The organism is Streptomyces sp. NPDC008079, assembly GCF_042957385.1.
Classification (GTDB): domain Bacteria; phylum Actinomycetota; class Actinomycetes; order Streptomycetales; family Streptomycetaceae; genus Actinacidiphila.
In genome coordinates this window covers 1,074,395-1,100,820 of record NZ_JBIBIC010000001.1, presented here as the reverse complement: position 1 = coordinate 1,100,820, position 26,426 = coordinate 1,074,395, and the positions used below count along the sequence as shown (strand labels likewise).

21 protein-coding genes and 4 tRNA genes are annotated in these 26,426 nt (G+C 71.0%); 8 read left to right on the top strand and 17 right to left on the bottom strand.

What is annotated here, in order from left to right:
• Positions 1 to 32: 32 nt before the first annotated feature.
• Entirely contained in the window at positions 33 to 587 is a 555-nt protein-coding gene (locus ACFZAM_RS04805; RefSeq protein ID WP_355336197.1) for a hypothetical protein, read from the bottom strand.
• A gap of 209 nt (positions 588 to 796) precedes the next feature.
• Positions 797 to 1,147, bottom strand: coding sequence for a metallopeptidase family protein (locus tag ACFZAM_RS04800; RefSeq protein WP_355336196.1), 351 nt, complete (start codon positions 1,145 to 1,147; stop codon positions 797 to 799).
• Positions 1,148 to 1,260: 113 nt separating this feature from the next.
• Here ACFZAM_RS04800 and ACFZAM_RS04795 point away from each other — a divergent pair.
• Positions 1,261 to 1,336: transfer RNA gene (locus ACFZAM_RS04795), tRNA-Glu, on the top strand.
• Positions 1,337 to 1,389: 53 nt separating this feature from the next.
• Here ACFZAM_RS04795 and ACFZAM_RS04790 read toward each other — a convergent pair.
• From ACFZAM_RS04790 to ACFZAM_RS04735, 12 genes are all read right to left on the bottom strand, one after another.
• Positions 1,390 to 3,699 carry an AAA family ATPase gene (locus tag ACFZAM_RS04790; protein ID WP_391042715.1) on the bottom strand — a complete coding sequence of 770 codons (2,310 nt, stop codon included), beginning with the start codon at positions 3,697 to 3,699 and terminating at the stop codon, positions 1,390 to 1,392.
• A gap of 49 nt (positions 3,700 to 3,748) precedes the next feature.
• Positions 3,749 to 4,360 (bottom strand): DUF6879 family protein, encoded by a 612-nt coding sequence (locus ACFZAM_RS04785; protein ID WP_355336192.1) that lies wholly within the window; start codon positions 4,358 to 4,360, stop codon positions 3,749 to 3,751.
• Positions 4,353 to 4,622, bottom strand: a complete 270-nt coding sequence (locus ACFZAM_RS04780) for a hypothetical protein (protein ID WP_391042712.1) — start codon at positions 4,620 to 4,622, stop codon at positions 4,353 to 4,355. Before ACFZAM_RS04780 ends, ACFZAM_RS04785 begins: the two co-directional genes overlap by 8 nt.
• Positions 4,623 to 4,816: 194 nt before the next feature.
• Positions 4,817 to 5,851: a hypothetical protein gene (locus ACFZAM_RS04775; RefSeq protein WP_391042710.1), complete on the bottom strand. Its 1,035-nt coding sequence runs from the start codon at positions 5,849 to 5,851 to the stop codon at positions 4,817 to 4,819.
• Between the two features lie 118 nt (positions 5,852 to 5,969).
• Positions 5,970 to 7,262: a transporter gene (locus ACFZAM_RS04770; protein ID WP_391042707.1), complete on the bottom strand. Its 1,293-nt coding sequence runs from the start codon at positions 7,260 to 7,262 to the stop codon at positions 5,970 to 5,972.
• 4 nt (positions 7,263 to 7,266) lie between these two features.
• The gene (locus ACFZAM_RS04765; RefSeq protein ID WP_391042705.1) at positions 7,267 to 7,983 is read right to left on the bottom strand and encodes a hypothetical protein; all 717 of its coding nucleotides are present in this window, start codon (positions 7,981 to 7,983) and stop codon (positions 7,267 to 7,269) included.
• Positions 7,980 to 10,181, bottom strand: a complete 2,202-nt coding sequence (locus ACFZAM_RS04760; protein WP_391042702.1) for a hydantoinase/oxoprolinase family protein — start codon at positions 10,179 to 10,181, stop codon at positions 7,980 to 7,982. Before ACFZAM_RS04760 ends, ACFZAM_RS04765 begins: the two co-directional genes overlap by 4 nt.
• 111 nt (positions 10,182 to 10,292) lie before the next feature.
• Positions 10,293 to 11,903, bottom strand: a complete 1,611-nt coding sequence (locus ACFZAM_RS04755) for an FAD-dependent oxidoreductase (RefSeq protein WP_355336180.1) — start codon at positions 11,901 to 11,903, stop codon at positions 10,293 to 10,295.
• A 333-nt stretch (positions 11,904 to 12,236) separates the two neighbouring features.
• Complete coding sequence (locus ACFZAM_RS04750) at positions 12,237 to 13,361, bottom strand: substrate-binding domain-containing protein (RefSeq protein WP_391042699.1); 1,125 nt, start codon at positions 13,359 to 13,361, stop codon at positions 12,237 to 12,239.
• A gap of 353 nt (positions 13,362 to 13,714) precedes the next feature.
• Positions 13,715 to 14,551 carry an SAM-dependent methyltransferase gene (locus ACFZAM_RS04745; RefSeq protein ID WP_355336177.1) on the bottom strand — a complete coding sequence of 279 codons (837 nt, stop codon included), beginning with the start codon at positions 14,549 to 14,551 and terminating at the stop codon, positions 13,715 to 13,717.
• 45 nt (positions 14,552 to 14,596) lie between these two features.
• Positions 14,597 to 14,827, bottom strand: a complete 231-nt coding sequence (locus ACFZAM_RS04740; protein WP_355336175.1) for a DUF397 domain-containing protein — start codon at positions 14,825 to 14,827, stop codon at positions 14,597 to 14,599.
• Positions 14,828 to 14,831: 4 nt separating this feature from the next.
• Positions 14,832 to 15,704, bottom strand: a complete 873-nt coding sequence (locus tag ACFZAM_RS04735; RefSeq protein WP_355336173.1) for a helix-turn-helix transcriptional regulator — start codon at positions 15,702 to 15,704, stop codon at positions 14,832 to 14,834.
• A 24-nt stretch (positions 15,705 to 15,728) separates the two neighbouring features.
• On the opposite strand from ACFZAM_RS04735, the gene ACFZAM_RS04730 reads away from it, so the two are divergent.
• The 5 genes from ACFZAM_RS04730 (at position 15,729) to ACFZAM_RS04710 (ending at position 20,982) form a co-directional block, all read left to right on the top strand.
• On the top strand, positions 15,729 to 16,361 hold the full coding sequence (locus ACFZAM_RS04730; protein ID WP_355336171.1) for an ATP-binding protein: 633 nt from the start codon (positions 15,729 to 15,731) through the stop codon (positions 16,359 to 16,361).
• 200 nt (positions 16,362 to 16,561) lie between these two features.
• Positions 16,562 to 16,636: transfer RNA gene (locus tag ACFZAM_RS04725), tRNA-Asp, on the top strand.
• A gap of 4 nt (positions 16,637 to 16,640) precedes the next feature.
• Positions 16,641 to 16,714, top strand: a tRNA-Phe gene (locus ACFZAM_RS04720).
• Positions 16,715 to 16,850: 136 nt separating this feature from the next.
• On the top strand, positions 16,851 to 20,804 hold the full coding sequence (hrpA, locus tag ACFZAM_RS04715) for an ATP-dependent RNA helicase HrpA (RefSeq protein WP_391042696.1): 3,954 nt from the start codon (positions 16,851 to 16,853) through the stop codon (positions 20,802 to 20,804).
• A 103-nt stretch (positions 20,805 to 20,907) separates the two neighbouring features.
• Positions 20,908 to 20,982 (top strand) — tRNA-Asp (locus tag ACFZAM_RS04710).
• Positions 20,983 to 21,647: 665 nt separating this feature from the next.
• Here the strand turns inward: ACFZAM_RS04710 and bldC are convergent.
• Together bldC and ACFZAM_RS04700 are read right to left on the bottom strand one after the other, a co-directional pair.
• The gene (gene bldC, locus ACFZAM_RS04705; RefSeq protein ID WP_003949541.1) at positions 21,648 to 21,854 is read right to left on the bottom strand and encodes a developmental transcriptional regulator BldC; all 207 of its coding nucleotides are present in this window, start codon (positions 21,852 to 21,854) and stop codon (positions 21,648 to 21,650) included.
• Positions 21,855 to 22,431: 577 nt separating this feature from the next.
• Positions 22,432 to 23,277 carry a hypothetical protein gene (locus tag ACFZAM_RS04700; RefSeq protein ID WP_391042693.1) on the bottom strand — a complete coding sequence of 282 codons (846 nt, stop codon included), beginning with the start codon at positions 23,275 to 23,277 and terminating at the stop codon, positions 22,432 to 22,434.
• Between the two features lie 234 nt (positions 23,278 to 23,511).
• Here ACFZAM_RS04700 and ACFZAM_RS04695 point away from each other — a divergent pair, with 234 nt between their 5' ends.
• Both ACFZAM_RS04695 and ACFZAM_RS04690 read left to right on the top strand, forming a co-directional pair.
• A complete protein-coding gene (locus ACFZAM_RS04695) occupies positions 23,512 to 24,681 on the top strand; it encodes a Glu/Leu/Phe/Val dehydrogenase dimerization domain-containing protein (protein WP_355336165.1) in 1,170 nt (389 codons plus the stop codon).
• A 244-nt stretch (positions 24,682 to 24,925) separates the two neighbouring features.
• Positions 24,926 to 25,177, top strand: coding sequence for a DUF3073 domain-containing protein (locus ACFZAM_RS04690; RefSeq protein WP_355336163.1), 252 nt, complete (start codon positions 24,926 to 24,928; stop codon positions 25,175 to 25,177).
• 108 nt (positions 25,178 to 25,285) lie between these two features.
• On the opposite strand, the gene purM is transcribed toward ACFZAM_RS04690, so the two are convergent.
• The gene (purM, locus tag ACFZAM_RS04685) at positions 25,286 to 26,383 is read right to left on the bottom strand and encodes a phosphoribosylformylglycinamidine cyclo-ligase (protein WP_355336161.1); all 1,098 of its coding nucleotides are present in this window, start codon (positions 26,381 to 26,383) and stop codon (positions 25,286 to 25,288) included.
• Positions 26,384 to 26,426: the final 43 nt, after the last annotated feature.

Below are 26,426 nucleotides of genomic sequence, written 5' to 3'. Positions count from 1 at the left end.
CGCTGACCAGCGGCGATACCGCCACGATGCGGTCAGCGGTCGCGGCGGTCCCCGCGCCGTTCGGCGCTCGGGTCGGGCGACCCGCTGGGGTCGGAGCTGGGGCTGGCGGTCGGCGGGTCGGTGGTCGGCGGCGCGGTCGGCGCGTCCGTCGTCGGCTGGCCGGTCGGCTGGGAGGCCGTCGGCGAGGGCTGGGCGGTCGGCTGCGGCGCCGAGGTGCCGTCGGACGCGGTCGGCACGCCGCCGGGTCCTGCCGGGCCGCCGCCCGCGCCGCCCGCCCGGGCCGTCGCGGGGGCCCGCGTGTCGCCGGGCGAGGCCGTACCGGTGACGGACGGGGACGGGGACATCGGGCCGCCGCCGCGGTGCGGGTCGCCCGCGCCCTGCGGGACCCGCGAACCGTCCGCGACGGTCCCCGCGCTCACGCCGGGCGCGTGCTTCGGCGCCTTGGGGTCGGACTCGCTCCCCGCGCTCACGCACGCCGCGACCCCGGCGGCCACCAGCGTGACGAGGACGGCGGACCGCAGCCCCGTACGGACGGCTCGGGCCCGGTCGCGGCGGGGGTCGCGGGGGCGGTCTGGGGCAGGGAGCACGTGTACGCACCTCGGGCTCGGTACAGGCGGACGCGTACGGTCGTACGGTCGTCGTACCGCCGCACGTCCGTACGCACCGGTCGGCGGTCGGATCGCCGTGTCCAACGCCGCGCCTCCCGCCAGGACACGCCCCGCGTCCCTGGCGTCACCCGTGGCGCGCAGCCGGGCCGCCGCCCGCGGCCGTCAGCGCGAAAGGGCCCCCGACACCGTCACCCGTACCCCAGGGCGTGCAGCCGCTCGTCGTCGATGCCGAAGTGGTGGGCGATCTCGTGCACGACGGTCACCTCCGTCTCGGCGACGACCTCCTCGCGCGTGGCGCACATCCGCAGCGTCGGGCCCCGGTAGACGGTGATCCGGTCCGGCAGCACCCCGGCGTACCACTCGCCGCGCTCGGTCAGCGGCGTCCCCTCGTACAGCCCGAGCAGGTCCGGCTCCCCCGGCGCGGGCTCGTCCTCCACGAAGACCGCCACGTTGTCCATCAGCCGGGTCAGCTCGCCGGGAATCCGGTCGAGCGCCTCCCCGACCAGCTCTTCGAACTCCTCACGCGTCATCTCCAGCACGCTGCCCATTGTCCGCCACCCCGCCGCGAAAAGCGTTTTGGCGAACCCCCGGCCCATCCCATATGCTGCACCCGTCCCCGACGTGCGCCTCGGCGCCCACGGTCGGCCATCCAGCCCTCATCGTCTAGTGGCCCAGGACGCCGCCCTTTCAAGGCGGTAGCACGGGTTCGAATCCCGTTGGGGGCACCACAGTTGATCTTTGCCGCAGGTCAGGCGGCGTTTTAGCCGCTCGCACCGTCGAGTCACCTCCGGGTGATCTCGTCGCGTAGCCGCAGCGCCCGCGGGTCGGTGAACGCCGTGAGCAGCTCGAGTGCCTCGGCTCGGGCGTCGGCGGCCTCCTGCCGGGCGTCGGCATCGTCCAGGGCTGCCGCCAGATGTGTCAGCGTCTGCGCCGTCTCCCATGTCTGCCGAAGGTCTCGATAGACGCTCGCGGACCGACGGTGGCAGTCGACGGCTTCCCGCGCACGGCCGAGTTGCAGCAGCGCCTGCCCGAGACCGTCCCATGCCGCTGCTTGACGAGCGCGGTCGCCCAACGGTTCCTGGAGCGCGGCGGCGCGCCGGTAGGAGGCCAGCGCACCGGTGAGGCGGCCGGTGGCGCGTTGAGCGTCGCCCAAAGCCATGAGCCAGTACGCCTCCGCGGCCGTGCTGTGGATCTCGGTGGCGATGGCCACGGCCTGCTCGGCGTGTGCCAACGCCGTGTCCGCGTCCCCGCTCTCCAATTCCGCCGCGGCGAGGAGTCTGAGGCCGTTTCCCTCGGCGCGGCGGTCGCGGTACGTCCGGAACACCTCGATTCCTCGACGTAGAGGCCCGAGAGCACGCTCGGGGTGACCGAGTTCCATGTCCACCTGAGCGAGATTGACCGCCACGCGGGACTCCCAGAATCCGTCGTTCCGCGCGGCGAACAGTCCCATGCTGTTCTCGAACGCCTCCCGTGCCTGCGCCAGGTTGCGGCGGCGTAGTTCGAGCAGTCCGAGACCGTTGAGTGTCAGTGCCTCACCGAGGGTGTCCTTCAGGGCCCGGCGCAGGGTCAGCGCCGCCCCGTAGTGCTCGGCCGCGGCGGCCAGGCTCTGGGACTGGGCATACGCCATGCCCAGGCTCTCCTCCAGTTCGGCTTCGGCACGGCGGTCGCCGTCCCGGCGTGCGGCCTCAAGACCGGTCCGGGAAGTGGCCAGCCAATCCTGGAACGGATTGGTGGTCATGTAAACGGCGCGCAGAACCACCGCCAACTGCCATGCGATCCGGTCCGATCCGCCGCTCGCGGCGGCTCGCACCGCGGCCACCAGGTTGTCCCGCTCCGCCGCGTACCAGTGCATCGCCTGCGCTTCGTCGGTGAACGCGGGCGTGGGCGGCCCTCCGTCGGCCGGTACCAACTCCACACGAGGCTCCTGCGGTGCGATACGGGCCTGGACCGCGTCGGCGGTGTGCAAGTACCAGATCAGCACTCTGCGCAGCGCGTCCTCACGCTCCTGTGGGGTCTCTTCCAGCCGTGCCCGGTCGGCGGCGTAGGCGCGCAGCAGGTCGTGCAGGCGGAAGCGGTCGGACGCGGTCTGTTCCGCCATGTGCGCGGCGGCGAGGACATCGAGGAGACGCCTCGCGGTGCGGACATCGATCCCTGCCAGAGCCGCCGCGGCCGCATCGCTGACGTCCGGTCCTGGAGCCAGTCCGAGCAGCCTGAACAGCCGGGCGGCATCCGACGGCAGCGCCCGATAGGACCACATGAACACCGAACGCACCGCCTCGGACTCCTGGTCGTCGTCTGCTGACAGAACTTCCCACCGGCCGGACTCGTCACGCAGTTCACGGATCAGCTCCCCCAGGTGTGTCAACGGCCGCCTCGTCGCCCGCTCGCCGGCGATCCTGAGCGCCAACGGCAGGCGCGCGCAGAGGAAGGCGAGCTCCGCCACGTGGACGGGATCGTCCCCGTCCCGGTAGCCCGAGATAACACTGCGCAGCAAGGCGACGGAGCCGTCCTGGTCGAGCACGTCCAAGGTGATGCGCCGTGCTCCCTCCCGGATGCTCAGGCCGGGCAGACGGTGCCTGCTCGTCACGATGACCAGACACCCGGGAGTGGCCGGAAGCAAGGGCCTGACCTGGGCCGCGCCGGCGGCGTTGTCGAGCACGATCAGCAGCCTGCGGCCAGCCAGCCGTGAGCGGAAGGCCCCGGCCATCTGCTCGCCGTCGGCGTGAAGGACATCCGCGGGGGCACCGAGCGTACGCAGGAAACCCTCAAGGACCCGCTCGTACGTGACCGGGGCCCGGCGGTCGTAGCCATGCAGGTCGGCGTACAGCTGACCGTCAGGAAACCGGTCGCGGACCGCGTGCGACCAGTGCAGCACCAGCGATGTCTTGCCGACACCCGCGGTGCCGGTCACCAGGATCACCCCCGCGTCGGCAGGACGGTCGTCGAGCAGCCGGTCGAGCGCTCGACGCTCGGTGTGCCGGTCGACGAAACCCGCCCCGGCCAAGGGGAGTTGCTGCGGGACCGGAAGCGAAACGCGGTCAGTTGCCGGGGCGTGGAAATGTATCCCGCCGTGGATGTCACGACCCTGCACCACGTCACGGGCAGAGCCCGACAGAGAGGAGTTGACCTCCTCTCGCGGCTCAGACACCCGTCGGGGGCGTGCGATCGGCGACCTCGCGGGCGAAGAACGTGCCGATGTCCTCCCCCGACGCGTACAGCCCTTCGACCCGCGCCGCGACACGATCCCTCGTTCCCCGATCGAGGTACCGCACAGCGCCTTCCAGTACGCCGTCGGCGTCGTAAAGGATCTCGTACACCGTGTCGTCGTTGAGCGTGACCAATTCGGGAACCGGTCCCTCGTGCTCGTACTCCGCGAGGTGCTCGGGTCCGATGACGCGGATCAGCTCACCGCACTCCGCCCGCACACGCAGGAGGTTCAACTCCCATCGCAGGTAAGCGGTGAGCGGGAACTCCACCGCGCGGACGCGCAACAGGCGGCAGCCATGGCTCGCAGCCAGGCGGGACAGGTCGAGCAGTTCTTCCCGCTGGGCCTCGATCAGCCGCAGCGCCCCCTCCCAGTCTCCCTGGGTGAAGGCGTTCCAGCTCGGATCACCCGGCTCGCGGAAATCCTGGCGACGCTCCAACTTCCAGGAATCACAGCCGTCAACAGCGAAATCCCTGCGCCGGAAGTCCGCCCGGTAGGCGTCCAGCCCCAGCCGCACGCCGTGCGAGGCACCCAGCAGGTCACTCATCCGGGATGTGTGCCTTGGCGGCCAGCAGCGTGGCGCGGGGAATGACGACAAGTCGTTCACCGCCGCCGATGACCGCGTCCTCGGGCAGCCCCTCGGCGTAGACCGACGTGAGATCGCGGCCGATCACGGCGAAATCCCCGTTGTCGAGCTCCCAGATGTCGGGACATCCGTCTCGGCCCCCCGTGGTGCCCAGCTCGGACGGCGCCCTCCCGATCCGCCGGGCCAGCCGCGCCTGCGGATCCGCGTCCCACGTACTGTCCATACCTCGCCCCCCTGCACGTTCCCCGAGTTGACCACCCAGCGTACGGACGCGATATCAGAGCGTCCACGATGCTCACGCGAACCAGCCATCTGCCGCGGCCACGACGCTGGGCGGTGACCGGGCGAGTCCGGCCCCGGCGCGATGTGCGTCGGGGCCGGGCTCGGTTCGGGGTGGGGGCGGGTGAGGGGCGGGGGTCAGCCGCGGGCTACGGCGATTTTGCCGGCCAGGCGTTCGCCGGACTCGTAGACCATGTAGGGGACGCCGTTCTCGGTGCCGAAGCTGGGGGCGGCGCTGCGGCCGTTGTCGGGGGCTCCGTCGGAGGAGTTGAAGAAGACGCCGAGGTGCTTGCGGAGGCTGAAGTCGTTGCCGACCTCGGTGATCATCAGGTCGCCGCCGTGCGCCTTGTCCTTGTTGTAGGTGACGTACGCGCTGCCGTCGCGGGTGAGCAGGTGGGGGCCGCCGACGTCGCCCGCGCCGACATCGGTGTGGCGGATGAGGGGCGTCTGGGAGAAGGTCCAGTTGCGGGCGTCCGCCGACCAGCCCCAGCCGATGTCACGGTGGTTGGTGGTGTTGTTCAGCATGAACAGCATGACGAAGTGGGCGTTCTTCGCGGGGAGTTCGTGGGCGAAGACCCGGGCGTAGGAGGTCTCGGTGGTGCCGGACGGCAGCATCGAGGTCGACAGGACCACCTTGTCGTACGTGAAGTGGATGCCGTCCTTGGACCGGGCGAGCCGGGTCGTGGTGTTCTCGCCGTGGAAGTAGAGCCACATCTCCTTGGCGCCCTCGACCCATATGACGTGCGGCGACGAGACATGGCTGACCGAGTAGTGGGGCGACCACGTGCGGGAGACGACCGGGTTGCCCGCGTACTCCGTGAACGGGCCCTCGATGTGGTCGCCGTAGGCGAGGCAGACGCCGCCGGGGGCGTCGTGCGGCGCGTAGTAGAGGTAGTAGCGGCCGAGGGGCGCGGTGAGGCGGCCGACCGTGCCGCGTATGCACGGGAAGATGATCTCGCCGGTCGGGTTGTACGCGAGCTGAGACGGCGTCAGAAGGGTCTTGACGTAACGGTAGTCGGGGAATCCGCCGGGGGTGGCGGCCGAGGCCGTCGCCGTGCCCGCCGTCGTGCCCACGGCGAGGGCGGCGGAGGTGGCGACGGCCCCGCGCAGGATGACGCGACGGCTCGGGCTCTGCGGACTCTGCGGGATCTGCGGGTTCTGCTGCTCTGACATGGGGAACTCCGTCCCGGAGGGATGTCGGAAAGGGCAGAAGTACGGGAAGTGCGGGAAGCGGGAAGTGCGGGAAGCGGGAAGGAAGTACGGGACGTACGAAGGAACGCGGACGAGCCGCTCAGAGGTACTGCACGGCCGTGGCGCAGAAGCCGCCGAGCGCGACGCACCAGACGTACGGCAGCGTGCGGACCATCACCGTCTGCGGGGTGACGCCCGCGTACTGAGCGGCCCAGACCGTCTGCGTACTGGTCGGGTCGGCGACGCCGAAGACCTGGTTGTACGAGGTGGTCAGGCCGAGGACGGCGATCGCCGGGTACACGCCCGCGGCGATCAGGACCCCGGCGATGCCCGCGCCGAGACCGAACACGTTCAGCGGCCCGCGGTAGAGGCACAGCGGCACGAGCACGGTGAAGACCAGGACGAACAGCACGGCGTTCTGCGGGCTGACGGCCTTCACCAGCGGTTCGAGCGCGTCGACCGCGCCGGGCAGTTTCACCGCCGCCAGCAGGATGCCGATGGAGATGAAGAGCGTGATCGGCGGCGCCGCGACCTCGAATCCGGCGTAGAGCGTACGCAGCAGCCGCTTGTTCATCTCGCGCGGCCGGGTGGTGGTGACCAGGGCGTAGAGCACGCCCGCCAGCAGCGACGGGATGATCGCGATGTCGAGGCCGAGCGCGAGGATCAGCGGCACGGCGGGGGTGAACAGCGCGTACCAGGGCGCGTCGCCGAGCTGCTTGCGGCGCGTGCCGGAGTTCGGCCCGGGCCGCTCGGCCACCGACTTGAGGGACCAGGAGTGCTCGACGCCCTTGCGGCGGTTCTCGATCAGGACGAAGAGGACCGCGGCGACCAGCGCGAACGGGAACAGCTTGATCATGAAGCCGCGCACGGTGTGCACGGGCAGTTCGAGCGCCGTGGAGAAGAACTGCCAGACGGGCAGTTCGAACGGCATGCCGGCGGCGATGCCCATCAGGATCGTGCCCGCGGCGGTGGCCTTGGGGATGCCGACGGCGATCATCGCGGGGATGCCGATGATGCCCGCGAGCATCGCGGCGGGCGCCGAGCCGGTGACCGTGCCGACCAGCGTGGAGACGGCCAGCACGCCGAGCGCGACCACCACGGGCCGGTCGCCGCCGAATTCGACGATCTTGCGGACGAGGGTGCCCGCGATGCCCGTCTCGTCCAGCAGCTTGCCGAGCCACGACCCGAGCAGGATCGCGATCATGGTGGCGGCCAACGCCGGGGCGCCCTCCTGGAGCACCGTGTCCAGCACGCTGTTCTTGCCGGTCAGCGGCGCCCCGGAGACCAGGGCGATGGCGACGGCCAGCAGGATGAGTGCGAAGGCCGTGGGGAGCTTGCGGGTGAGCATCGCGGCGACACCCGCCGCCATGATCAGCAGAATGACGACACCCATGGCGTCACTTCTCTCTTCCGTGCGGTGTGCGTCTCCGCGGGGTCCGTGTTTGCGGGGTACGTGTTTGCGGGGTCCGTGATTGCGGGGTACGTGATTGCGGGGTGGTCGCCCCAGGGGCGCGTGTCTGCGGCGACGCGGTCACCCACTCGGCGAGCGCCGCCGTCAGCAGCAGCGGACTGCGGCCGAGACCGCAGACCGTACGGGCGTACGCGTGCGCCGCGATCTCGTCGGCGCCGGCGACGTGCCCGTACCAGCGGCGGCTGCCGAGCCGCAGCACGACATGGCCGAGCGCGCGCCTCAACTCGGCCTTGGCCGGCCCGTGGTGGAGCCGCGCGTGCGCGGCCTCGTGGGCGACGGCCGCGGCGCGGACGGAACCGGCCGGGTACCAGTCGCGCCAGCCGAGCCGCTCCGCGAGGCCGTCGGCTGCCGCGATCGTGTCGGTGAACAGCTCGATGGCGTCGGGCCGCGAGGTGTAGCGCGCCAACAGGCCCATTTCCAGGCCGCCGTCGCTCTCCACGACATCCGCCGCGCAGGCGACGGGTGCGAGCGCGGCACCGAACTCGGCCGCCGCGCGGGCCCATTGACGCAGCAGCGCGGGGTCGCGGCCCTCGTGGGTCGGGGTGCCCGCGAGCAGCCGCACGCCGAACTCGACGTCGTCCAGGTCGGCGAGGCGGCGCAGCGCGGCCAGGTCGGGCGTACGGGTCAGGACGGATGCCGTCATGTCCGTGCCTCCACAACGGCCACCACCGGCTCGTCGGCGGCGCGGCTGCTCAGTTCGCTGCGGGCGAGCGCGAGCAGCGACTGCGGTTCCACGACGCCCGACAGGTCGGAGATCCGGGACCCGATGAGCAGTCGCAGCGCGGGCGCGCGGACCCCGCCGTCGCCGTACGAGGTGACCTCGTCCACGAGCGTGGCGAGGACTTGGGGCGCGGCGCCCGCCGTGGTGGTCTCGACGCGGGCGTCGGGCGAGTGCAGCCGGACGACTCCGTCGGCGTCCACGACCCGCACGGGGTGGCGGGTGGCGCGGTACCGGCGGCGCAGCTCCGTGCCGTACACGGTGTGCGAGGGCGTGCCCGCGAGCACCCGCACCTCGGCGGGGTCGGCCTTGAGGCTGGCGGCGGCGGCGCGCAGCCGTTCCCCGTCGTCGGCGCGGTGGGCCCGGTCCTGGGTACGCAGTTCGGTGGCGCCGGTGGCGACCGCGCGTACGGTGCTGGTCTGCGGGTCGACGGTGACCTCGACCTCGACGCCGTCAGCGGCGGCGCCCTGGGCGACGACCGCGCGTTCCGCCTCGGCCCGTACGGCCAGGATCTGCTCCTGTCCGGCGCCCGGGATGATCCGCTCGATCTGCTCGCGGACCAGCGCGAGGGCGACCCCGATGGGGCTGATGACCTCGCTGTGGGCGGCGATCCTGCCCTCGCGTTCGCAGACGACGGCCAGGTGCGGTGTCACGGACGCGGCGCCGCCGCCCCCGCCGACCAGGACGGCGTTGTCCTTGTCCAGGCGGTACTCGGAGATCAGGGTGTCGACCACGGCCTTCACCTGGGCCGTACCGGCGTCGAGCACCTGGGTCGCGGCGGTGGCGACGTCCACGCCGAGCGCGGCGGCCAGCGGCGCCAGCGCGGCCTTGGCCGTCTCCTGGTCCGAGCGGGCGAAGTCGCCCTCGGGGACCCGGCCGAGCGCGTTGGCCGCGCAGGTCATGGTGATCGCGAACCGGCCGCCCGCGGCGTCGAGGACCGCGTAGTCGGCGGGGTCGTCGGCGAGCGGGCTGACCGTGGCGAGCGCGGCGTCGCGCAGGTCGTCGGGGTCGGCGAAGCAGGCGTACGGCAGGCCCGCGATGTGGGCGCTGCGCGGTCCGACCGCGGTGACCTTCCGGCCGGAGCCGCCGGTCCCGCCGGAGCCGCCGGAGCCGCCGGTCCTGCCCGTACCGCCCGTACCGCCCGTCCCGCCGCTGATCCTGACCATGGACCCGCCGCCGACGCCGACCGTCCGCACGTCGAGCGCGGACAGATAGGACGTCTTGCCGAGGATCGTGGCGTGCCGGACGGCGACCTTGCCGCGCCGTACGACGCTGATGTCGGTCGAGGTGCCGCCGGTCTCCAGGAACAGGCCCTCGCTGATCCGCTCCTGCATCAGGGCGCCCGCGACGCCGGCCGCGGGTCCCGACAGGACGGTCAGCAGCGGCCTGCGCCGCATCTCGTCCAGCGACATCACGCCGCCGTCGCAGCGCATCACCATGAGCGGGGACGTGACGCCCGCCTTGGTGATGGCCGCGTCGACCAGGTCGGCGGTGGCGAGCATGCGCGGCAGGATCGCGGCGTTGACCACGGCGGTACGGGTCCGCTTCTGGAGTCCGTACAGCGAGGTGATCCCGTGGGCCGCCGTCATCGGCAGGCCCTTGCCGCGGGCCGCTTCGAGCACGGCCTCCTCGCCCTCGGGACGGTCGACGCTGAACGGCTGGCTGGCGACGAGGACTTCGGCGCCTTCCCGTACGACCTCGTCGACGGCCCTGCGCACATCGGCCGCGTCGTCGGGGTCGGCGACATGGGCGTAGTGCAGCGGGAGCCGCTTGCCGGGGGTGAGTTCGAGGTTGCGGAAGGACGCGAGCCGACGAGTGAACGCGGCCCCCGGACCCGTACCGATGCCGATCAGGCCGACGGTGGCGACGTCACCCTCCAGGAGGGCGTTGGTAGCCTGGGTCGTACCGTGGGCCAGGAAGGCGACGTCCTCAGGGGCGTTCCCGGTCTGCTCCAGCAGGCGGTCGAGCGCTTCGACGATGCCGTGGGCTACGCCGTCCTCGTGGTGGTGGCTGGTGGGCACTTTCACCTGCCCCCGGAGTTCGAGGGTCGCGGCGTCTACGGCCACGGCGTCGGTGAAGGTCCCGCCCACGTCGATGCCGACGCGGATACGGTGGGTGGTCATGGTCTGGGCACCTCCTTGTGCAGTGTTGGCGAATACGCGGGCGGTGGGCCGGGCGGGGCAGGTGGAGCTGCTTCCGTCCGGCCGTTCTCCCTTGGGGGCGGCAGGTCCCGCTCAGTAGCCGCGCACGTCGGGCCAGTGGCGCTGGATCCCGGCGCGGTCGAGCACGGCGGCGAACGCGTCGAACCGCTTGTCCTCGGCCTGGACCCGGTGCGGTTCCACGCCTTCGGCGAGGCAGTGGGCGGCGAGGGCACCGGCGACCTCGCCGATGTTCCACTCCACCGGGTGCAGCCGGTAGCAGCCGTTGGTGATGTGGGTGGTGCCGATGTTCTTGCCCGCGGGCAGCAGATTGCGGACCCTGCGCGGGATGAGCGCGCCGAGCGGGATCTCGAACGGCACCGAGCCGATGTCGATGTAGTTGTCACCTCCGGTGGACGGGTGCAGGTCGATGCGGTAGCCGCCGACGCCGACCGAGTCGCGGTACGTGGTGCCGCCGTGCGGGCCGACGAGGTCGATCGCGAGGTCCTGCTCGGTGATGGTGGTGACGGCCTTGATCCGGCGGGACTCGCGGACGTACGGCGCCTTGGCCAGGCCGTCCGCGGTGCCGGTGATGTCGGGGCGGAGCCTGAGGCCGGGGAAGCCCTTGCCGCCGTCGGCGCGCGGCGCCTCGGTCTGGAGCCAGTACAGGACGGACAGCGACAGCTGCCGCGCCTCGGCCACGGCCTGGGCCGAGGTCTCGGGGCCCGCGCCGATCAGCGGCTTGAGCCAGTAGTCGTTGAGCGGCCAGTTGACGAGGGTGATGTCGGAGTCGAAGGCGCCGGGCCGGTGCAACCGGCGGGCCAGAATGCGGCGGAAGCCCCACAGCTCCTTGTCGCCCGCGTCCTCCGACTGGTCGGCGTTGACGTCGAGCGGGTCGAGGTCGGGGTTGGGGACGAAGGTGCGCGGCACCGCTTCGAGCGTGCGCGGGTCGGGGGCGAGGAAGCCGAGCAGCGGGCCCGGCCAGAAGTCGGGGCGGTAGTCCCGCCAGAACTCGTAGTCGGCGGGCTTGTCGATGGTGTGGTCCTCGCCCTCGTGGTGCGAGAGCGCGAAGCACACCGTGATGCCCTGCTGGTTGAGCGGGTCGGCGGTCTCCGGGGCGTGCGGCTCGCCGAATTCGTCGCGCGACTCGGCGCCGACGGCGTGTTCGACACCGGCCAGCTCCAGCAGTTCGCCGGTCTCGGTCGCGTCGATCACGTACCGCGCCGCGATGGTGCGGCGGCTGCCGTCGCGCAGGCTCTCCACCGTGACGGACCGTACGGTGTCGTCCTCGGCCGCCGCCGCGACCGGGCGGTGCTCGGTCAGCAGCGTGAGGCGGCCGGACGCGAGGTGCGGCGCGAGCATCGACTCCAGCACGGCGAGGCCGACGCGCGGCTCGTGGCAGAGCTTGCTGACGCGTCCGGCGCCGGGGTTCAGCTCGGTGAGGGCCAGCGCCTCCGAGCGCATCGGGTACCACTGGCGGTAGTACGACCTGATGGATTCCCGCAGGTGGCGGTACGAGGCGGTGGTGCCGAACTGTTCCACCCACGGGTGCTCGTCCGGCGGGACGGCCTGCGAGGTGAGCTGGCCGCCGATCCAGTCGGTCTCCTCGGTCAGTACGACGCCGCGCCCGGCGCGGCACGCGGCGAGTGCCGCCGCCACGCCGCCGAGGCCGCCGCCGACGATGAGAATGTCCGGTCCGGGTTTCACGAGTCTCCTTGAGGTGGTGCGTACCGCCTGCGGCGGTGCTGTCGAAAGATTGCGTGGTGCGTCGGATGACGGCTCTGCCCGGTACCCCGGACCCTCCGGCGTCCGGTTCGCCGAGGACGCCCTACGGCCACGTGCCCTGACGCCGACCGGCCGCGGGGCCCCCGCCCGTTAAGGGCTCCGCCCCCAAAGACCCCGGCCTCCCGGGGTGAGGGCTCGCGGCGAGCGGGCCGCCGAGCACCGGGCCACCAGCGCGAGGGCCCACGGCGAGCGGGCCGCCGAGCACCGGCTCCCCGGCGCGTGGGCTCGCGGGCGGCGGGCAGGGCGGGTGGGGGGTCATGGGCGTGGGTCCCGGGGCCGCGCCGGAGGCGGTCCCGCGCTGGCGCCCGGCCGGAAGGGGCAGGCCACCAGCGGCTCGGTGGCCGCCGCGATGTCCTCGCCCGCCACGAGGGCGGCCAGCATGCGGACGGCCGCGGCGCCCAACTCCGGCCGGGGGATGTCGAATCCGGTGGGCACCGGCTCGCCCGCGAGGTCGGGCGGCGGGCTGCCGAGCAGGGCGAGCGAGGCGTCGCGCGGGGCCTCGATCCCGGCGGCGCGGGCGGCGCCGCGCAGGGCTCGCCACGCGCTGCCGGTGTCGGTCTCCTCGGCGACGAACGCGGTGACACCCTCGGCGAGCCAGCCGCGCAGCCGCTCGGGCGTCAGCTCGCGCTCGGGCGCCGCCGAGCGGAAGACGGCCGCGGGGCCGCCGGGCAGCCCGGCCGCCTCCAGGCCCTTGAGGAAGCCGTGTTCACGGTCGGTCGACGCGGGCGCCTCGTCGTCCTCGCGTACGAGCACGATCCGGCGGTGGCCGACCTCCGCGAGCCGGGCCACGACCTCACGAGTGGCGTTGACGTAGTCGGCGCCGACCCAGGGCAGACCCTCCAGCTCGTCCCTGCGGCCGATGTGGACCACGGGGAAGCCGTCGCCGACCAGGCGGCTCAGCTCCTGCGCGGGCGCGTGACGGCCGAGGAAGAGACAGCCGTCCGCCAGCCGGACCCGGCTCAGCGCCTCGGGTCCGGCGGCCCCCGCGCCGCCGGAACTGGAGCCGGTGAAGAGCACCAGGTCGTAGCCGCGCGCGGCGGCCTCCTGCTCGACGCCCACCAGGAACGGGTAGTACGAGTGCTGCACGTCGGTGGGGAAGGTCGCGGTGAAGCTGAAGACGCCCAGCAGGTCGTTGCGGGCGGCGGCCAGCCTGCGGGCGGCCGGGTCGGGGACGTATCCGAGGCTGCGCGCGGCGTCGAGCACCTTGCGCCGGGTCTCCTCCGAGATCGCGACACCCTCCCGCTTGCCGCCGAGCACCAGCGAGACCGTGGCCTGCGAGACGCCCGCGAGCCGCGCGACCTCCGCCTGGCGCGGCCGTGACGTGCGCCCGGTCGGCGAGGGCGCCCGGCCCGGCCGGGATCGCTTCCTGGGTTCGTCCACCTGTGCTCCTCCTTCGTTAATGCGCATTAGTAATGCGCATTAACGAGCACTGTGGACCTTGCCACGCGTCACGTCAAGAGGATGGACCGCATTTTCCGGCCACGCCCGCGCGCCCCGCCGACCTGTGGTTATCGTCGGGAGCGCCGTCTTGGGTGGCGGGAAACCTTGTCCCGCTGGGGCCGCGGCGCCTCATCGGCGGCCGTCGGCGTCACCGTCCCCCCGGCCGCTCAGGGAGCGGCCGGGCGGGACACATCCGCGCGGAACGTATCGGCGCGGGAGGGTATCGGCGCGGGAACCTGCACCGGCCGAGGACGTACGAGTCGAGGACGTACGAGCCGAGGACGGACGAGCCGTTACGGCTTGTACGCCACTCCCCCGTACATCGCGACCTGCGAGTCGTCGACCGTGCCCTCGGCGGCCGGGTCCGGGCGCCAGTTGTGGACGAGGGTGACACCGGGCTCGACCAGGTCGAGGCCCGCGAAGAAGGGCAGCACCTCGGCGTGGGTCCGGTTGCGGGCGGGCATGCCGCGCTTGGTGTACTCGGCGACGACACCCCCGATCGGCTTCGGGCTGGAGTCGGTGGTGACCGTGGAGATCGCCAGGTAGCTGCCGGACGGCAGGATGTCCACGTACTGCTTGACCAGGTCGTACGCCTTCTGGTCGTCCGTGACGAACTGGAGCACGGCGATGATCGACAGGGCGACCGGCCGGGACAGGTCCAGGGTCTCGGCCAGCTCGGCCGAGCCCAGGATCGCCGCCGGGTCCTTCATGTCCGCGTGGATGTAGGCGGTACGGCCCTCGGGCGTGCTGGTCAGCCGGGCGCCCGCGTGGGCCAGCACGATCGGGTCGTTGTCCATGTAGACCACCCGCGCGCTCGGGGTGACGCCCTGCGCGACCTCGTGGAGATTCGGCGAGGTCGGAATGCCGGTGCCGATGTCAAGGAACTGGTCGATGCCCTGCTCGGCCATGAAGCGGACGGCCCGGTGCATGAATTTACGGTTCTCACGCATCGATATCCGCAGACTGGGCCAGCCGCTCAGCATCTGCTCGGCGGCCTCGCGGTCCAGCGGGTAGTTGTCCTTGCCGCCGAGAATGTAGTCGTACACGCGTGCCGAGTGCGCGACGCTCGTGTCGATCTCGGGCGGCTCGTAGTTCGCAGGCCGCCGCGTCCAGGCCATGTCGTCGGGCATCCGCTGTTCCTCCTGAGTACGCCTGCGTTAAGTAAGTGATGAGCGTCAGGAAACCGGGAGGCTGGCCTGTCCAGCCTCCCAGCCCTGGGAGAAGACGTCGAGTTCGATCTGCGTGAAGATCAGCGCGGGACCTTCCGGATCAGTGGACTGGCGGACCGCGTAACGGCCGTCGGGAAGCCTGCGGACCTCCACGCAACTGCCGCCGTTGCTCCCGCTCCACGGCTTGTGCCAGCCTTCCGCTCCCAGCGTGAGAACAGCGTTGTGTATGCGATTCACTGGCCTAGAGCTCCTTGCGAATGGCACCGAGGAATTCTCCGGTGCGTTGTACTGGCAGGGCGTGGGCGCACATACGGTCCAGGGCTTCCTGGAACGTCGTGACATCGTCGTACTCGTCGAGATAGACGGCACCGACGAGATTCTCGACATAGACGATGTCGGAGATCTCCTCGTGCGGGAATCGGAAGATGTGGAACGACCCGTACATGCCCTCGTGCGCGCAGATGCCGAAAGGCATCACCTGAAGCTTGATGTTCGGCTGTTCGGCCGCTTCGATGAGGCGGTCGATCTGGGCCCGCATGATCTCGGCGGGCACCATGGGACGGCGGAACACGGTCTCGTCCATGACCACCCACAATTCGGGCGGATTCGCGGAGGTGAGCAGTTGCTGCCGCTGTTTGCGGACGGCGACCCGGCGCTCGACCTCCTGGGCGGCCTTCTCCTCCGCGTCGTGGAGGCCGGCCCGCAGCACGGTCAGCGCGTATTCCTCGGTCTGGAGCAGGCCGGGGATGTAGTGGGGTTCGTAGGCCCGGATGAGGCTGGCCTCTTCCTCCAGGCTGACGTAGCCGCTGAACCAGGTGGGCAGGGCGTCCCGGTAACGGTGCCACCAGCCGGGCTGGTTGGCCTCGCGGACGAGGGCGAGGAAGGTCCTGGCCTCGTCGCCCGGGACGCCGTACTCCTCCAGCAGCGTCTTGACGTAGGGGAGCTTCCACTTGCCCTTGGCCAACTCCATGCGTCGGATCGTCAGAGGAGCCACGTCGAGGACGACGGCGGCGTCCTCGAACGACTTCCCGGCGGCGACCCGCAGGTCGCGCAATCGTCTGCCGAGCACCATCAGCCGAACGGTCGAGCCGCCCGACGACTGCGCAGCGGTCACGCCCCGGCTCCTCTCACCGAGTCCATGGGAGAAGTGTGCCACCCCCTCAGTGATATCCACACCTCGATTGCCTTCTCGGTGAAATTATCAAGATTAACCTTGCCCACTGAGCGCGTCGGGGCGCATAGTGGCCAGGTGACCACGTTCACGCACACGCGATGGAGAGGAATCTCCGCTGTGGGTTCACCTACCACCGATACCGTGAGTTCCCGTCTGACTACTCCCGGCATTGGCTCCGCTTCCCGTACGCCCCGCCCCCGTGCCGACGGCTGCACATTCGAACTGCTGGCATGCGGCGCGTCGGTTTCCGAGGCACGGCGCCGTGCGCGCGCATATCTGACCGCGCGCGGATGCGGGCTGGACGCCTGCGATACGGCCGCTCTGTTGGTGAGTGAACTCGTCACCAATGCCGTGCGTCATACGACGAGCCCGACCGTCATCTGTTCCGTCCGGCGGGACGGCGTACGAGTCCGTATCGAGGTCGAGGACCACGGAAACGTCGGCGAGGGCCCGGTGATGCGCGACAGCGGCACCCATGAGGTCAACGGCCGCGGGCTGCTGCTGGTGGACGCGGTGTGCGACGAGTGGGAAGTGGCCCCGGGCCGCGACGGCATCGGCCGGATCGTGCGCGCGGTGTTCCGCGACGAGACGGTCTGACGGCCTCGCCCTCGCCTGCTCACCGGCACCCCGCTCCGCCCGCTCACCGAAAAGGACCACCTCGGGGGTCTGCTACGCTGATCCAGCGACGTGCCCCTGTCCCAGCGTGATCCTGCGGTCACTTTCTGGTCCCGGATCAGCGGCGGACAAGCGGTACGGAGCACCCGAGATCCTGTGCGAGAATTATCCCGCACAAGCTTGGTCCTGTGGAGCAGTTTGGAGTGCTCGCCACCCTGTCAAGGTGGAGGCCGCGGGTTCAAATCCCGTCAGGACCGCTGCGGCTGGGTAGCTCAGTTGGTACGAGCGACCGCCTGAAAAGCGGTAGGTCGCCGGTTCGACCCCGGCCCCAGCCACCGCACGACGTAGGCCCCGTCTCCGGACGGGGCCTACGTCGTTCCCGTGCGCCATGCGCCCCACCGTCACCGTGCGTACCGCCGCGGGGAAATGCGTTCGCCGCGCGCCCGCCGCAGATGCGATCCTGGACCGCGTATGTCTACCCAACCCACCTCCGCTGATCTCGCCGAACGGCTGCCGTCGCTGACTTTGCGCGACGAGCAGCGGCTCGGCCGCCGACTCGACGGCGCCCGCCGTATCCGCAAGCCGGAGGCGCGGGCCGCGGTGCTGGCCGAGATCGCCGCCGAGATGGACAAGGGCGAGGCGCGGCTGGCGGCCCGCCGCGCCGCCGTGCCGAGGATCAGCTATCCCGAGGCGCTGCCGGTCAGCCAGAAGAAGGACGACATCCTGGCGGCGATCCGCGACCACCAGGTGGTGATCGTCGCGGGCGAGACCGGCTCGGGCAAGACGACGCAGATCCCGAAGATCTGCCTGGAGCTGGGCCGCGGGGTGCGCGGCCTGATCGGCCACACCCAGCCGCGCCGGATCGCGGCCCGTACCGTCGCCGAGCGCGTGGCGGAGGAGCTGGCGACACCGCTCGGGGAGGCGGTCGGCTGGAAGGTCCGTTTCACCGACCAGGTCGGCGACTCCACGCTGGTCAAGCTGATGACCGACGGCATCATGCTCGCCGAGATCCAGACCGACCGCGAGCTGCGCGCGTACGACACGATCATCATCGACGAGGCGCACGAGCGCAGCCTCAACATCGACTTCATCCTCGGCTACCTGGCCCAACTCCTGCCGCGCCGCCCGGACCTGAAGGTGATCATCACCTCGGCGACGATCGACCCGCAGCGCTTCTCCCGGCACTTCGGGGACGCGCCGGTGGTCGAGGTCAGCGGCCGGACGTATCCGGTGGAGGTCCGCTACCGGCCGCTGTCCGACGAGGGCGCGGACGGTGACGAGGGGGCCGACGACCGCGACCAGATCACCGCGATCTGCGACGCGGTCGACGAACTCCAGGCCGAGGGGCCGGGCGACATCCTGGTCTTCCTCTCCGGCGAGCGCGAGATCCGCGACACCGCGGACGCGCTGACCAAGAAGAACCTCCGCTCGACCGAGGTGCTGCCGCTGTACGCGCGGCTGTCGTCGGCCGAGCAGCACCGCGTGTTCCAGCAGCACAGCGGGCGCCGCGTCGTGCTGGCCACGAACGTCGCCGAGACGTCGCTGACCGTCCCCGGCATCCGGTACGTGATCGACCCCGGCACGGCCCGGATCTCCCGCTACAGCCACCGCACCAAGGTGCAGCGGCTGCCGATCGAGCGGATCAGCCAGGCCAGCGCCAACCAGCGCAAGGGCCGCTGCGGCCGTACGTCGGACGGCGTCTGCATCCGGCTGTACGACGAGGACGACTTCCTGTCCCGGCCGGAGTTCACCGACGCCGAGATCCTGCGCACCAACCTGGCCTCGGTCATCCTCCAGATGACGGCGGCCGGGCTCGGCGACATCGCGCGCTTCCCCTTCATCGACCCGCCGGACAGCCGGAACATCAAGGACGGTGTCCAACTCCTCGAAGAGCTGGGCGCGTTGGACCCCAAGGAGAAGGACCCGCGCAAGCGGCTGACCCCGCTGGGCCGCAAGCTCTCGCAGCTCCCGGTGGACCCGCGGCTCGCCCGTATGGTGCTGGAGGCCGACCGCAACGGGTGCGCGCGCGAGGTCATGGTGATCGCGGCGGCGCTGTCCATCCAGGACCCGCGCGAACGCCCCGCGGACAAGCAGACGCAGGCCGACCAGCAGCACGCCCGCTTCCGCGACGAGACCAGCGACTTCCTGTCCTTCCTCAGCCTGTGGGGCTATGTCCGCGACCGGCAGAAGGACCTGTCCTCGTCGGCCTTCCGCCGCATGTGCCGCTCGGAGTTCCTGAACTACCTGCGCATCCGCGAGTGGCAGGACATCTACAGCCAGCTCCGTACGGTCGCCAAGTCCCTGGGCATCACGGTCACCGAGCCCAGGTCCGAGGACGACGCCGCCGATCCGGTACGGGTCCACCAGTCGTTGCTGGCGGGGTTGTTGTCGCACCTGGGGCTCAAGGACACCGACAAGAACGAGTACTTGGGCGCCCGCAGCGCGAAATTCGCCGTCTTCCCCGGCTCGGCGCTGTTCAAGAAGCCGCCGCGCTGGATCATGTCGGCCGAGCTGGTGGAGACCTCCCGGCTGTGGGCGCGGGTCAACGCGCGGATCGAGCCGGAGTGGGTGGAGCCGCTGGCCCAGCACCTGGTCAAGCGCACCTACAGCGAGCCGCACTGGGAGAAGGACCAGGCGGCCGTGATGGCGTACGAGCGCGTCACCCTCTACGGCGTCCCGCTGGTCGCCCAGCGCAAGGTCACCTACGGCCGGATCGACCCCGAGGTCTCCCGCGAGCTGTTCATCCGCAACGCGCTGGTCGAGGGCGACTGGCGCACCCACCACCAGTTCTTCCACGACAACCGCAAACTCCTCGGCGAGGTCGAGGAGTTGGAGCACCGCGCCCGGCGCCGCGACATCCTCGTGGACGACGAGACGCTCTTCGACTTCTACGACGCGCGGCTGCCGGAGGACGTCGTCTCCGGCGCCCACTTCGACTCCTGGTGGAAGCAGAAGCGGCGCGAAGAGCCGGAGTTGCTGAACTTCGAGCACTCCATGCTGATCAACGAGAACGCGGAGGCCGTCACCAAGGACGACTACCCGGACTCCTGGCGGCAGGGCGCGCTCAAATTCCGCGTCACGTACCAGTTCGAACCGGGCGCCGACGCCGACGGCGTCACCGTCCACATCCCGCTCCAGGTCCTCAACCAGGTCTCGGCCGACGGCTTCGACTGGCAGATCCCGGGCCTGCGCGAGGAGGTCGTCACCGAGCTGATCCGCTCGCTGCCCAAGGCGATCCGCCGGCATTACGTCCCCGCGCCGAACTACGCCAAGAAGTTCCTGGAGCGCGCGGTCGCCGGGCCCGACCCCCTGCCGTCCGTGCTGGCGCGGGAGTTGCAGAAGATGGTGGGGGTGCCGGTCACCGGGGAGGACTTCGACCTCGGCAAGGTGCCCGAGCATCTGAAGATCACCTTCCGAGTGGTGGACGAGCGGCGCCGCAAGCTCGCCGAGGACAAGGACCTGGACGCGCTGCGGCTGCGGCTGAAGCCGAAGACGCGGGAGGCGATCACGAGGGCCTTCGAGTCGGCCTCCGACCCCGCGCTGGCCTCGGTCCAGCAGCGCACCGGGCTCACCGACTGGACGATCGGCGCGCTGCCGCGCACCTTCGAGGCGCGGCGCGCGGGCCAGCCCGTCAAGGCGTTCCCGGCGCTCGTCGACGAGGGCGCCACCGTGGCCGTACGGCTCTTCGACACCGAGCCGGAGCAGGCAGCGGCGATGTGGCGGGGCACACGGCGGCTGATCCTGCTCAACGTGCCGGTGAATCCGGCGAAGTTCGCCGCGGACAAGCTGTCCAACCAGCAGAAGCTGGCGCTCTCGCGCAATCCGCACGGCAGCGTGCAGGCGCTCTTCGAGGACTGCGCGACCGCCGCGGCCGACCGGCTGATCGCCGACCACGGCGGGCCCGCGTGGGACGAGGAGTCCTTCCGCAAGCTGTACGACGCGGTCCGCGCCGATCTGGTCGAGCTGACCTCGCGCAGCGTCCAGCGGGTCCAGCAGGTGCTGGCCGCCTGGCAGTCCTGTGAGCGGCGCCTGAAGGACACCACGAGCCTCGCGCTGGTCGCCAACCTCCAGGACGTACGGGAGCAGCTCGCGGGCCTGGTGCACGCCGGTTTCGTGACCGAGGCGGGGCTCAAGCGGCTGCCCGACCTGATGCGGTATCTGGTCGGCGTCGACCGCCGCCTCCAGCAGATGCCGACGGGGGTCCAGCGGGACACCACGCGGATGGAGAAGGTCCGGGAGATCCAGGCCGAGTACGGCGAGCTGCTGGCCGCCCAGCCGGCCGGGCGGCCGGTGCCGGCCGCGGTGCGGGACATCCGCTGGATGATCGAGGAGCTGCGCGTCAGCTACTTCGCGCACGCGCTGGGCACGGCGTTCCCGGTCTCCGACAAACGCGTCTTCAAGGCCCTCGACGACGCCTGGGCCTGACCGCCCCGCACCGCCCGGCCGCCCCCCGGCAACGAGTTCGACCCCACCCCCTGACCTGCTGTACAGTCTGTCTCGCAGCCGAGCCCAACAGGCTGTGACACCAGGTCCTGTGGAGCAGTTTGGAGTGCTCGCCACCCTGTCAAGGTGGAGGCCGCGGGTTCAAATCCCGTCAGGACCGCCGTACCGTCTGCCACTAGGCCCGCACCTCCCCAGGTGCGGGTCTTTTCGCTGTCCCCGCAGACCGCACCACAGTACGTCGTAAGGCCCGTGCCTCCTCAAGGTGCGGGCCCTTTCGCTGTTCCCCGAAGCCGCGCCCGCTACGGCCTCCTCGTACCGCCGCGGGCGGGGCACCGGCGTCGGCGCGGAGAGCGCTCTCGGCCTACTCCCTCCGCGCCGGGGGGAGTTCATTAGCGCACGGGGATCAAGATCCACAAGAGCCCGGCGTGTGACGGGAGTCACGGAAACCCGTTTCGGGAGTGGGGAACTCGACGCCCTCCGGAAGGCTCTCGATTTAATATGTGCAATTGCACCTCCCTGGGGACGACTCCGGCGCTAGCACGCAACCGCCCCCAGGACCCCACAGACCACGCCCCCGGCGCGCACGGAACGCCCACAAACCGCCCGCGCGGCCCCACATGACCCCGCGCCGCCCCGGCGCCGCCCCGGGCCGCCGCGGGCACGAAAAAGACCGCATCGGACCCGGCGGAGTCCGATGCGGTCTTGGTGAAGCTGGGTGGAGCTGGTAGAGCTCGTAGCTCCCTCCGGCGTCCCCGATGGGGGCAGGTGGCCTTCGGGCCGGGCGACGTATGGGGTGGGGGCCCCGTTAGCCGCCCAAAAGGGCTGTCAGGCCTCGCTGCGCTGCTGCGGAATGCCCGCCAACAGCGCGCGGACCTCCGCCTCGCGGTAGCGGCGGTGCCCGCCGAGCGTGCGGATGGATGTGAGCTTGCCGGCCTTTGCCCAGCGCGTGACCGTCTTCGGGTCGACGCGGAACATGGTGGCGACCTCAGCAGGGGTTAGCAACGGCTCGGCATCAGGGGTGCGAGCGGTCATGAGCGGCCTCCTCGAGAGAACCGAACCAACGCGGTTCTTTCCTCTAAATTCTGCACCTTGACCCACGTTGCCCGAAATGGCAGACGCGGGCCGAGTCGGTAATAGGACGAACGGCTTGTCCTCGGCACTACAACTACACCATCCGTCCAGCCTCGTCGGCCAAACCGATGGAATTGCCCTCTCAGGTGTTCAAGCTCGGCGGAAGCCGATGGACCGTGTCATAGCGGACAGTCACACCAACGTGACGATCAGTCACAACCTGATCATCTGCCCCATCCCCACCTTCGAAACGAGTCCGAGGAGGACCCGATGTCCCATTTTGACACGAGACATGGTGATGCAGGCAAGAGTCCGCTTACGTGCTCTCCGTCACGCTTGGGCCATTACCGCCGCTCTCGATGCCAAAAGGCAAGCTGAGAGGCGGAAGAGACACAACGAGACAACAGAGGACCCGCGAACCCTGCGCCGAAGGTCACATCGGCCCATGCGTCGAACGCGGAGTCGATGCCAGGGCCAGAGCTTCGGCGCACATTCCGCCGGAGCCCCGACCGTGACCCGCGTCACGTCCCGCCTGCCCTCAACTGGAGAACTGAAGCTCCCTGACCGCCCGCCACCGGTCGGTCAGCCGCTCGTACGCCACCCCGGCCGCCGTCGAGTCCCCGGCCCGCAGCGCGGCGAGCCCCTCGGCCACATCGGCCGCCGAGCGGTCCTCCGCGAGCGTGTCCTGGCCCATCACGTGCACCAGGCCGCCGTAGTCCAGCTCGACCAGCGAGCGCGGGTGGAACTCCTCGAGCCAGCGCCCCACATCGATCAGCCCGTCGATCAACGGGCCCTCGTCCAGGGCGTCCTTGAGCACCCGCAGCGCCCGCGCGACCCGCCGCCTGGCCTGGACCATGGGCGTGCGGTACCGCAGCAGCGGCTCCTTCGACTCCCCCGCGCCCGACGGCTCGTACTCCCGCTCGTCGTCCCCGACGAGGGCGAACCAGCGCACCGGCACGTGCCAGGTGGCCGAGCGGATCCACGGCCGGGCGTCCGGATTCCGCTCCCGCCAGCTCTCGTGGTCGGCGGCGGCCTGCCGGCGTACGACCGGCGGCAGCATCGCGTCCAGCACCGGCTCGGGCAGCAGCTCCCCCACGTTCTCCAGGGCGAGCCAGCCGCGCAGCCGGGTGCGCCAGGGGCAGATGTGGGTGACGCCGGAGACCACGGCCACGAAGGCGTCGCCGCTCTCGTGCACCGGGACGGCCACCGGGGGCACCGGCAGGAGGTCGGCCAGGGACTGCCGTAGCTCGTCCTGAGCGGTACGCGTCAGCCCGGCCGACGCATACCGGTACCAGTGGGTGCGTTCGGGCTCTGGAAAGGCCGCCAGGGGCTCGTAGACCCGCAAATAGGCCGCGTACGGGACCAGTACCGGTGAACCGCCCACACCCGCTCCCTCGTCACGGCCTTGATGCTCCGATCGTCCCACGCGACCCCCCGCCCCGGAGGTGATCCCGGCCACTGTGAAAAACCGTCGCGGGATCACCGGAAACCCACACATGTACGCGGTCCCATGATCGCCCGCCCAGGGCCTACCCTTCTGCATATCCGGCCTCCCGCCACCCGCACGGGGAGCCGGAGGCCAGCAAGGCCAACCGGGTTCGCCCGGAAAAACTGGACTATGGGAGTCACCACCGTGACCGACGTACGACAGACCGACCGCTCCTCGTCAGTCGAGTCGACCGGCTCCACCGCGTCGACCGTCCTCGCCAAACTGTTCCGATCGGAACAGGGCGGGCACGAGCAGGTCGTCCTGTGCCAGGACCGCGCAACCGGCCTCAAGGCCGTCATCGCGCTCCACTCGACCGCCCTGGGCCCGGCCCTCGGCGGCACCCGCTTCCACGCCTACGCCTCCGACGAGGAGGCCGTCGAGGACGCGCTCAACCTCTCCCGCGGCATGTCGTACAAGAACGCGCTCGCCGGGCTCGACCACGGCGGCGGCAAGGCCGTCGTCATCGGCGACCCCGACACGCTCAAGACCGAGGAACTGCTGCTCGCCTACGGCCGGTTCGTGGCCTCGCTCGGCGGCCGGTACGTCACCGCGTGCGACGTCGGCACGTATGTCGCGGACATGGACGTCGTGGCCCGCGAGAACCGCTGGACGACCGGCCGCTCGCCGGAGAACGGCGGCGCCGGGGACTCCTCCGTGCTCACCGCCTTCGGTGTCTTCCAGGGCATGCGCGCCGCCGCGAAGACCCAGTGGGGCGAGCCGACCCTGCGCGGCCGCCGGGTCGGCGTGGCCGGCGTCGGCAAGGTCGGCCACCACCTGGTGGAGCACCTGCTGGAGGACGGCGCCGAGGTCGTGATCACCGATGTCCGCGCGGACGCCGTCGACCGGATCGTCGCCCGTCACCCGCGGGTCACCTCGGTGAGCGACGCGCAGGTGCTGGTGCGCACCCCGCTCGACGTGTACGCGCCCTGCGCGCTCGGCGGCGCCCTGGACGACGCGACGGTCGCCGCGCTGACCGCCACGGTGGTCTGCGGCGCGGCCAACAACCAGCTCGCCCACCCCGGCGTCGAGAAGGACCTCGCCGACCGCGGCATCCTCTACGCGCCGGACTACGTGGTGAACGCCGGTGGCGTGATCCAGGTCGCGGACGAACTGCACGGTTTTGATTTTGACCGCGCGAAGACCAAGGCCACGAAGATCTACGACACGACTCTGGCCATTTTCGACCGGGCCAGGACCGACGGCGTCCCCCCGGCCGTGGCCGCGGACAGGCTCGCGGAACAGCGGATCGCGGACCGTACACCGGCTTCGGAATGGCTGCGTCCGGAGGGGTCCGCGTGACCGACAGCACGGCCCGATAGCAAGTTCGCGCTAGAAGAAGGTAAAATCGGCCCTGACCAGGCAGAACAGGGCCGTGAACGACCCCTGTTCCGACGCGTGTCGTGCGGGCGACGTACCGTGCGGCGTCGGAAGCAGGTACCGTTGTGGGCCTACGGACCGGTCTCTCTCCGGGGAGGCCGCTCCGAATCATGAACGCGTGTCAAGACTCGGGGCCGCTGAGCCCCGCCGTTAAGGGGGTCGAGCCATGGGGCGCGGCCGGGCCAAGGCCAAGCAGACGAAGGTCGCCCGCCAGCTGAAGTACAACAGCGGCGGCACGGATCTCTCACGTCTGGCCGACGAGCTGGGCGCATCGTCACCGCTTCCGGTCAATCCGGAGCCTGTCGAGGACGATGACGACGAGGATGACGACCCGTACGCACAGTACGCGGATCGCTACAACAACGACGGGGACGAGGACGACGAGTCCGAGTCATCCCCCCAGCGCCGTCACGCTTGACACCTGTCACGTAGACGCACATCACCGCATGTCACGTCGGCCCGGTCCGGGGTCCCGCCCCGGACCGGGTTTCGTCGTCGGCTCGTCGGCGCTGAGGACCCCACCGCTCTACCGCGCGTAGTCGCCGGTCAGTTCGACGGCCGCCGTGCCGCTTTCGCGTGCCGTGATCTCGCCGCTCACCCAGGCCCCGACACCCCGGTCGGCGAGGGTCGCGAGCGCGACGTCCACGGACTCCTGCGGCAGGACGGCGATCATGCCGACGCCCATGTTCAGCGTCTTCTCCAGCTCCAGGCGCTCGACCCCGCCCAGCTCCCCGACCAGTCCGAAGACCGGCGCGGGCTCCCAGGTGGAGCGGTCGACGGTGGCCCGCAGGTGGTCGGGGACGACCCGCGCCAGGTTGTTGGCGAGCCCGCCGCCGGTGATGTGCGAGAAGGCGTGCACCTCGGTGGTACGGGTCAGCGCCAGGCAGTCCAGCGAGTAGATCTTCGTCGGCTCCAGCAGCTCCTCGCCGAGCGTGCGGCCGAACTCCGGCACCTGCCGGTCCAGCGACCAGCCCGCCCGGTCGAACAGCACGTGCCGGACCAGGCTGTAGCCGTTGGAGTGCAGCCCCGACGACTCGATGGCGACGACCGCGTCACCGGGCCGGATCAGGTCCGCGCCCAGCACTTGGTCGGCCTCGACCACTCCGGTGCCCGCGCCCGCCACGTCGAAGTCGTCCGCGGCCAGCAGCCCCGGGTGCTCGGCGGTCTCGCCGCCGACCAGCGCGCAGCCCGCGAGCACACAGCCCTCGGCGATGCCCTTGACGATGGCCGCGACCCGCTCGGGGTAGACCTTGCCGACGCAGATGTAGTCGGTCATGAACAGCGGTTCCGCGCCGCACACCACGAGGTCGTCCACGACCATGCCGACCAGGTCGTGGCCGATCGTGTCGTAGACGCCCATACGGCGGGCGATGTCCACCTTGGTGCCGACGCCGTCGGTCGCGGAGGCGAGCAGCGGGCGCTCGTACCGCTTGAGCGCGGAGGCGTCGAAGAGTCCGGCGAAGCCGCCGAGCCCGCCGACCACCTCGGGGCGGGTGGCCTTGCGGACCCACTCCTTCATCAGGTGGACGGCACGGTCGCCGGCCTCGATGTCGACGCCCGCGGAGGCGTAGCTGGCACCGGAGAAGTCAGCGCCGGTGGAGGCGGCGCCGGTTGACTCAGACATAGCTGGGGAACCTTCGTGTCGTTCGTGCGGAGGGCTGCGTGGC

Excerpts from the sequence above, each read along its gene's own strand:
- ACFZAM_RS04785 (WP_355336192.1), bottom strand. The coding sequence starts at position 4,360 with ATGAGTGACCTGCTGGGTGCCTCGCACGGCGTGCGGCTGGGGCTGGAC.
- ACFZAM_RS04780 (WP_391042712.1), bottom strand. The coding sequence starts at position 4,622 with ATGGACAGTACGTGGGACGCGGATCCGCAGGCGCGGCTGGCCCGGCGG.
- ACFZAM_RS04775 (WP_391042710.1), bottom strand. The coding sequence starts at position 5,851 with ATGTCAGAGCAGCAGAACCCGCAGATCCCGCAGAGTCCGCAGAGCCCG.
- ACFZAM_RS04770 (WP_391042707.1), bottom strand. The coding sequence starts at position 7,262 with ATGGGTGTCGTCATTCTGCTGATCATGGCGGCGGGTGTCGCCGCGATG.
- ACFZAM_RS04765 (WP_391042705.1), bottom strand. The coding sequence starts at position 7,983 with ATGACGGCATCCGTCCTGACCCGTACGCCCGACCTGGCCGCGCTGCGC.
- ACFZAM_RS04760 (WP_391042702.1), bottom strand. The coding sequence starts at position 10,181 with ATGACCACCCACCGTATCCGCGTCGGCATCGACGTGGGCGGGACCTTC.
- ACFZAM_RS04745 (WP_355336177.1), bottom strand. The coding sequence starts at position 14,551 with ATGCCCGACGACATGGCCTGGACGCGGCGGCCTGCGAACTACGAGCCG.
- ACFZAM_RS04730 (WP_355336171.1), top strand. The coding sequence starts at position 15,729 with ATGGGAGAAGTGTGCCACCCCCTCAGTGATATCCACACCTCGATTGCC.
- hrpA (WP_391042696.1), top strand. The coding sequence starts at position 16,851 with ATGTCTACCCAACCCACCTCCGCTGATCTCGCCGAACGGCTGCCGTCG.
- bldC (WP_003949541.1), bottom strand. The coding sequence starts at position 21,854 with ATGACCGCTCGCACCCCTGATGCCGAGCCGTTGCTAACCCCTGCTGAG.
- ACFZAM_RS04695 (WP_355336165.1), top strand. The coding sequence starts at position 23,512 with ATGGGAGTCACCACCGTGACCGACGTACGACAGACCGACCGCTCCTCG.
- ACFZAM_RS04690 (WP_355336163.1), top strand. The coding sequence starts at position 24,926 with ATGGGGCGCGGCCGGGCCAAGGCCAAGCAGACGAAGGTCGCCCGCCAG.
- purM (WP_355336161.1), bottom strand. The coding sequence starts at position 26,383 with ATGTCTGAGTCAACCGGCGCCGCCTCCACCGGCGCTGACTTCTCCGGT.